This window comes from bacterium, from assembly GCA_030247525.1.
Classification (GTDB): domain Bacteria; phylum Electryoneota; class JAOADG01; order JAOADG01; family JAOADG01; genus JAOTSC01.
In genome coordinates this window covers 1-6626 of record JAOTSC010000175.1, presented here as the reverse complement: position 1 = coordinate 6626, position 6626 = coordinate 1, and the positions used below count along the sequence as shown (strand labels likewise).

Sequence of the window (6626 nt, the reverse complement as noted above, 5' to 3'; positions counted from 1 at the left end):
TGGGGAATGAATCTCAAAAAATCAAACCATCGGAACAATTCTCGCCGAGCAGTTGTTCATTGTGAAATGACTACGGAATGAAGCGTTCCGGACGAATAAAATCATAACATTAGTTGTAGAGTAGGGTAGAATTCGTTACAATGGGTTCAAAAACTGGGTAATGTGTGTGATTGAGATCAAACAATGGCTACGAAGAATCGGCACTCCGCTCCTCGGAGGTGCCATTAGTGTCGCAGCCTTGTGGTTAACATTCAGGGGTATTGACTGGTCACAGGTCACTGAGACATTACGCAAAGTTTCGTTTTCAACGATTGCGCTCTTATCGCTCCTGAATATCCTTTTTCTCTTTGCCCGCGCTTATCGGTGGCAGTGGTTGCTAAAACCGATAGCGCCGATCCCCTTTTCCGTTACATATCATTTATCGCAAATCGGTGCGCTTGCCAATAACATTCTTCCGTTACGAATTGGTGAGATTGTCCGTGCATTAGTATTGAAACAACGGTTTGGAATTTCCGGCGCTCGCACGGTGGGTAACATTGTTTTAGAGCGAGTGCTTGATCTTATCGCATTAATCATAATGCTGATGATTGCAATGACGATAGGTTCGTTTCCCGCTGCATTTCAACAATACGCAAGATTTTCGATTACCATCGTCCTTGCGGCTTTAGCAGTCTTTCTTATCCTATCATGGCTGCATCGCCGAAAAGTGCGAAAACAAGGGGAAGCAACAACCGGTTTTGGTGCACTGTATGGTAGGATGATGGTAGGAATGGGTGGACTCCAGATTTGGCGTTCCTCGCTACCTGCATTATTGGTGACCTTTTTGATGTGGCTGATTGGAGCGGCAACGTTTCTACCCTTCGCAGGAGATTTAGGATTACCGATAACATGGAAAGAAGCCATCGCTGTAACGATTCTAACGGCATTGGGAGCGACGATTCCCGCCGCCCCCGGATTTGTCGGAACCTACCATTTATTCTGCAAGTTAGGATTAGTGGCTTACGGTGTTCCCGAAGAGCAAGCAGTCGTAATCGCCGTTCTCACCCACTTTTTCTCGTATTTCTGGAATAATGTGAGCGGAGTAATATCGATGATCATTTTCAAACTTCACTGGCGCGACATCCTACACGTAAAAACCAATTCGACAAGCTAACAATTAAACCACTGCTAAGGGAGATATTCTGCCGGAATCGCAAGCAACATTGCCCGCGTCAAAACGTAGTTGTGAATTCCCAAGGATCCGTCACGATCGAGAAATAGATAAGTCCATCTCGCCCGTAAGAACCCCTCCGAGGTACTATCCCCGTTTTGGATACTAAGTTCCAATCCTTGTTGTAGGCGGTTCATCAGAGTTAGTACAGTATCTTGTTGTAAAGCTATATAATTATTCCCAGCATTGGAGTGGCACTGCTGACAGGTTGAAACCAGCACCGTAAATGTATGACCACTCGCCATCGCTTGACCTACCAATGAACCACTTCCTGTAACATGACAATAGATACAGCTTCCTTGTACCCCCTCGTGAGATCCCTGTGCTGGATACACTGCCGATGGATATCGGAGGATGGCATCCAACCGGTTTTCCAAGAGATCGCTTTGCGGATGATGGGGATGATTAGTTAAAGAAGGAGTGCCATCAATCCCTGCTTGGTGACAAGCAGCGCACAGCTCATCGACCGGTTTGCGGAGAGATTTTCCATTCGGTAATGAGTAACGTGTTGCATGGGGATCGTGACACACAACGCAACCGATACCGATTTGTTCGTTGGGATCCGATGGCCAATGGGAAAGCGAATCTCCATCCAATCGCCGAATACTTTCCCTTGCAATATGACAGGGCGAACAACGGTCTAACTCCGGTTGTGACAATGCTGCGAACACCGAATGGGTAGCCGAGTTTGCATGCCGAGAGCTTCGCCATTGCGTTGTCAGCGGTTGATGATAATCGGTATGACACTTGAGACAAACACTGTCGGGCAGGATAACTGCGCCGCGAAATCCATTGGCTGTAGTATGATTAATGCCGCTTTCGCCATAGTACTCAGAAGGACCATGGCACGATTCGCAACGGACGTGATCGTAAGCAGATACCGGACGTTCGTCAAATCCACCATTGTTAATAGTTGGCAGATACCCGGTTGTGTGACATTCGTTGCAGGCATTTGACCAACTTGATTGAGTACGCCGATGATATCCGGCAGTCGCATGGGAAGTTTGTGACCATGCCCGAAAATAGGGGGCATGACAAGCATTGCAAGATGCATTTTCCCCCAAGAAGGCAGGGTGTTCAGCAGGTTGATATCGGAAAAGAGGGAATGTGATTTCACCGGTACCACTACCATCGACCCAACTTGCAATACAACGTAGGGTTACTAATCGACCACTGGTATCTGGTACGGTGAACCACACGGAATCGTTTTGCAGCTCATTCAAACAGCTTGTCGAAATGTCGATCGAATCGGTTCCAATCCGAAGAAATGCGAACCACCGGTATTCAAAGGCTTCGACTTGGGAACTGGCATAGGTCTTGGCAATGAATAAAAGCCGAGCGCCTTCGACGACGTGCAGACTATCGAGCGTGACATGTGGTGAAATCTCAACAGAAAATGTGCGCAAATCCTTTTGATCGGCATTACAGGAGGCAAGCACCAACGCGAAACAAACGAAAAACAAAAGGACTCGTTTCATGGCGGTTCCGAATGATGTAGCGGACAAACAGCACAATACGAAAGGTTTTCTCAACATAAGGAATTCCCTGTGAATCCGCTACTATTTTGACTGAAAGAAAAAAAATCGCAACTTATCGAGTACTTGTTTTGAGGAAACCATGCCATTAAAGCGTGCCAAAGCAGCCATCGATCAACTTCGGAAAAATATACCGATGAGTGAAACCGAAGCGACCGAAATTACCAAACCGGTCGGACCCTTTGGTGTTATCACCCGCCACATGGTTCTCACCCGTGATTTGGGGGTCGGCGGGAATCTGTACGGAGGGGTTATGCTCTCTTGGATTGACGAGGCGGCAGTCATTTATGCCATGTTAGTCATCGGTAGCGAGCGACTGCTAACTCGTGCCTTTAAAAACGCTGAGTTCCAACGTCAAGTAAAAATCGGGGATTTGGTAGAATTCCTTGCCGATGGTTACACGCTTGGAAGAACGAGTATCACCGTCAACCTGCGGGTAGTGATAAATGATGTCCAAAGTGGACAGCACATGGATGCCCATGCCGTCACAGTGACTCTGGTTCACATCAATAAAAATGGACTCCCGGTTCCCATTTCTATTCCAAAGAATTGATAATCAGTTGTTTAACAATTGGATTCTACGATACTACTGAGTCCATCGGCAAATTCTTTTCAGAAGTACTCAAATCAGGAGTATTTCCATCGCTGGCTGTGTATATTATTACTGTATGTGTTAAGTTTTGTTTTGTGTGTTGATGAATTGACCGCTCACCCCATTTGCGGAGGATGTTATGTCTACGATGCTTCGTATACTCTCACTGCTTATTCTCACGCTACTTCTTACTCTTGGTTGCGAACGCCAATCGACTAAACCGGATAACAATAGTGTGAATCCACCGGTGTTCCATGGACCATATTCGATATCGATGTCGTTAACTTACTTTCAATCCCCGCCGTACCCTTCCGATTCGGTGCTTGCTATCGTTACCATACGCAATAGCGATAGCGTAGCCGTTCCCGATAGTATGGTTGTTCGCTGGACTAGCCACGGGAATGGGGAGTGGCTCGATACGATGAATACGACCTATGCCGGTATCGCAACAAACCACTACCGGATTGGAAATGGAATTGGGGTCGATACCATCTATGCAACATTCGGTACCGATACACTGGCAGTTACTGCATCGCAACTGATCTCCGTGTACGATCACACTCCCAGACATCTCTCGTTGGAAGGTGAGCAGTTTGTCATTGCAATTCCGAACGACACACTATCCTACTGGGTAACGGTTTATGATGAGCGATGGAATCAAGTTCGCTATGACTACCCGATACATTGGTCGAGTGTTGGACGAGGAATGTGGCTCGATTCGGTGACAAACACTTTGGTAGGATATGGAAGTAACTTATACCGATTAGGGATTGGTCAATCTATCGACACCCTTATCGCCACGATTAGAATCGATACAATTCTGGTTTCACAAACAATGCCACTCATTGCGAGAACCAGTCATCCCGAAGTATTGACGCTTACTCCGATATCTCATCCATTGCATTTCAATGAGAGTTACTCATTGACAGCTACCGTTCGTGATTCCTATGGAAATGCGATTTTACACCCTCCTTTGCAATGGGAAACAAGTGGATACGCAATAGTAAATTTGTTAGGATATAGTAACACAGGTGACACAGCTTTTGCATCATTGCAAGCTGGTACACTTACCGGAAATGGTACCGTCAGTGTTTCGATTCAGAGTCAAGTTAGAGTACTGCGTCTAACACGACCTTTTACCATTATTCCTAACGAGCCAGCGTCTCTACAATTCACTTCCACCGACTTAGAAATCACGGTGAGTGGAACAGGAAGTCTTTCGCAAACCGAGTTGCAAGCACAACTGCTGGATGAAGATGGCAATCCGGTTTTATCGCCGAGTTTGGTTCGCTTGACGATTACAAACAGCGCGAACTTTGGTGCAGTTGAGAACAGACCTTTCTTTGTAGAGAACAATAGCAATACAATCACACTATTGTCGAATGCAACCGGATATGCTGCAACACAGTTACATTCTGGCATCCGCCCGGGTCCTGCATTCATTCAAGCTGTATACTTGGGAAGCATTGCAAAACAGAGTGCCTCCGATTCAATTGCGACAACGCTTACCGTAACAATTCTTCAAGGGCCGCCGGCTTATGCCTATGTAAGTTGGGATCGAAGCACCGCACAGGGCGAAGGGGGAGGGTTGGTATCGGTGTCCGTATCTGCCCAAATCCAGGATCGTTACTCGAACCCGGTTCAGAACAATACTGCTGTCCGCTTTGTCGTTACACCGGACACCCTTGCTTTTGCTTCACAAACATCGACCGGAAATATAGGACCAACCGGAATCCGGGTTCCTGGAATGGCATTTTCTCGCTTGACCTATCAGAGCTACAACGCTTTCGATACGGTGACTGTTACCGCATTTGCCGACAGCCGCGATACCACTGGCGCTCCGATCATTGTACAAGGTGCAGCCCGCGAACACCTGCCACTCTTTGATGGACACATCGACCTACAGGTTGCGCCAATGACTTGGAACTTTACTACCATGGGATCACCCGCGCAACATCTGTTAGTGGCGATTGTTACCGATGGTAATGGTATGCGTGTTGCCCGTGCCCCAGTAAGGTTTTCTTGTCAACGGGGACGTATCTATTCAACAGTAAATGCGACGACTCCGATGTCGCCGCCCCGCTTGCGTACCGGTAATTATCCGGGTTACACCGATCCGAATGGCAATGGGAATGCCACCGTTTACTTACGAGTGACCGAGCAGCAGGCATTCTTAGAACCCGGACAATTGGAGAGTACCAACCAGGTGAATGCCTACATCGAGGGCTATAGCGCTATACCTCAAGCGAGTGATACAATCACTTATCAACGTAGTGGCAAGTAAGCTCAGGAAATCATACTACTGTCTGAATTCGTGTGGTAGCAGTTCCTGACTGACAACGAATTGAAAAACACAGAAACCGAGCATAAAAAAAACCGGACACCCCCTCGCTGTCCGGTTTCTTTTCGTACGAACATCACTCATACCTAGGAGTCACCGGTCAATCGGTTCACAGTATCGACCAATGGCGAAGTGTCGGAAGATTTGACGATATAGGCATCCGCAGACCAGGTATGAAAATTATCCTTGTAGGATGTGTATGCGGTGTTGAGTACGATCGGACACCGTTTGCCACTGGCAAGAATTCGTTGCATCCCCTCGATGCCATCCATACCGGGCATCCGAATATCTAACACAATACAATCGAAATGACTGGATGTTGCTTCTGCAACCGCTTCTTGAGCGGTTCCCACTGCTTTGATTTCATAGCCGGCTTTTTGGAACGTTCGCTCATAGAGGAGGCGCAGTGCGGCTTCATCTTCCGCTAACAGAATCCGTTTCATAATTCACCTCCAAGATTGGGAATCGGGAACACCAATCGGAATGTTGCACCTGGACCATCATGGTGTACATAATCCAATCGTCCCCCGTGATTCTTCATGATTTGGGAACTGAGCGACAATCCGATGCCGGATCCGGTCGCTTTTGTTGTAAAGAACGGCTCGAAGATTTGATCAACGACATCCGGTGGAACGCCACGACCGTAATCGCGGACATCGAGATGAATCTCTTCTTCGTGACGCCGACCGGAAATCGTAACTATTCCACCATCCGGCATTTCGTAAATCGAATTTTTTAATAAATTATATAAGACTTGTCTGATTTGATCGGGGTCCATTTTTACGAAATCGGCATCGGCATCGAAATGCATCTGTACATAAAATCGCTGTGGATCGAGCTCCCCCGCCATCATTTGCAGGGTATTCTCAACTTTTTCCTTCAATCTGGCGAAAACATACTTCGGTGATGCCGGCTTTGTCATCTCAAGGGTTTCGCGGATATACCGCT

General features: G+C 47.2%; 6 protein-coding genes. 3 read left to right on the top strand and 3 right to left on the bottom strand.

Features of this window, described 5'->3' with window-relative positions; all coding sequences use genetic code 11:
- Window positions 1–166: 166 nt before the first annotated feature.
- Window positions 167–1153, top strand: coding sequence for a flippase-like domain-containing protein (locus OEM52_12875; protein ID MDK9701033.1), 987 nt, complete (start codon window positions 167–169; stop codon window positions 1151–1153).
- A gap of 14 nt (window positions 1154–1167) precedes the next feature.
- On the opposite strand, the gene OEM52_12870 is transcribed toward OEM52_12875, so the two are convergent.
- Window positions 1168–2688 (bottom strand): multiheme c-type cytochrome, encoded by a 1521-nt coding sequence (locus OEM52_12870; protein ID MDK9701032.1) that lies wholly within the window; start codon window positions 2686–2688, stop codon window positions 1168–1170.
- 139 nt (window positions 2689–2827) lie between these two features.
- Here OEM52_12870 and OEM52_12865 point away from each other — a divergent pair, with 139 nt between their 5' ends.
- Together OEM52_12865 and OEM52_12860 are read left to right on the top strand one after the other, a co-directional pair.
- Window positions 2828–3298: a hypothetical protein gene (locus tag OEM52_12865; GenBank protein ID MDK9701031.1), complete on the top strand. Its 471-nt coding sequence runs from the start codon at window positions 2828–2830 to the stop codon at window positions 3296–3298.
- A gap of 178 nt (window positions 3299–3476) precedes the next feature.
- The gene (locus OEM52_12860) at window positions 3477–5621 is read left to right on the top strand and encodes a hypothetical protein (GenBank protein ID MDK9701030.1); all 2145 of its coding nucleotides are present in this window, start codon (window positions 3477–3479) and stop codon (window positions 5619–5621) included.
- A gap of 143 nt (window positions 5622–5764) precedes the next feature.
- Here the strand turns inward: OEM52_12860 and OEM52_12855 are convergent, their stop codons facing one another.
- A complete protein-coding gene (locus OEM52_12855) occupies window positions 5765–6121 on the bottom strand; it encodes a response regulator (GenBank protein ID MDK9701029.1) in 357 nt (118 codons plus the stop codon).
- The coding region (locus tag OEM52_12850) for an ATP-binding protein (GenBank protein MDK9701028.1) at window positions 6118–6626 on the bottom strand (509 nt) is incomplete at its 5' end. The genes OEM52_12850 and OEM52_12855, both read right to left, overlap by 4 nt.

Coding starts and splice junctions, on each gene's coding strand:
- OEM52_12870 (MDK9701032.1), bottom strand. CDS start 2,688: ATGAAACGAGTCCTTTTGTTTTTCGTTTGTTTCGCGTTGGTGCTTGCC.
- OEM52_12865 (MDK9701031.1), top strand. CDS start 2,828: ATGCCATTAAAGCGTGCCAAAGCAGCCATCGATCAACTTCGGAAAAAT.
- OEM52_12860 (MDK9701030.1), top strand. CDS start 3,477: ATGTCTACGATGCTTCGTATACTCTCACTGCTTATTCTCACGCTACTT.
- OEM52_12855 (MDK9701029.1), bottom strand. CDS start 6,121: ATGAAACGGATTCTGTTAGCGGAAGATGAAGCCGCACTGCGCCTCCTC.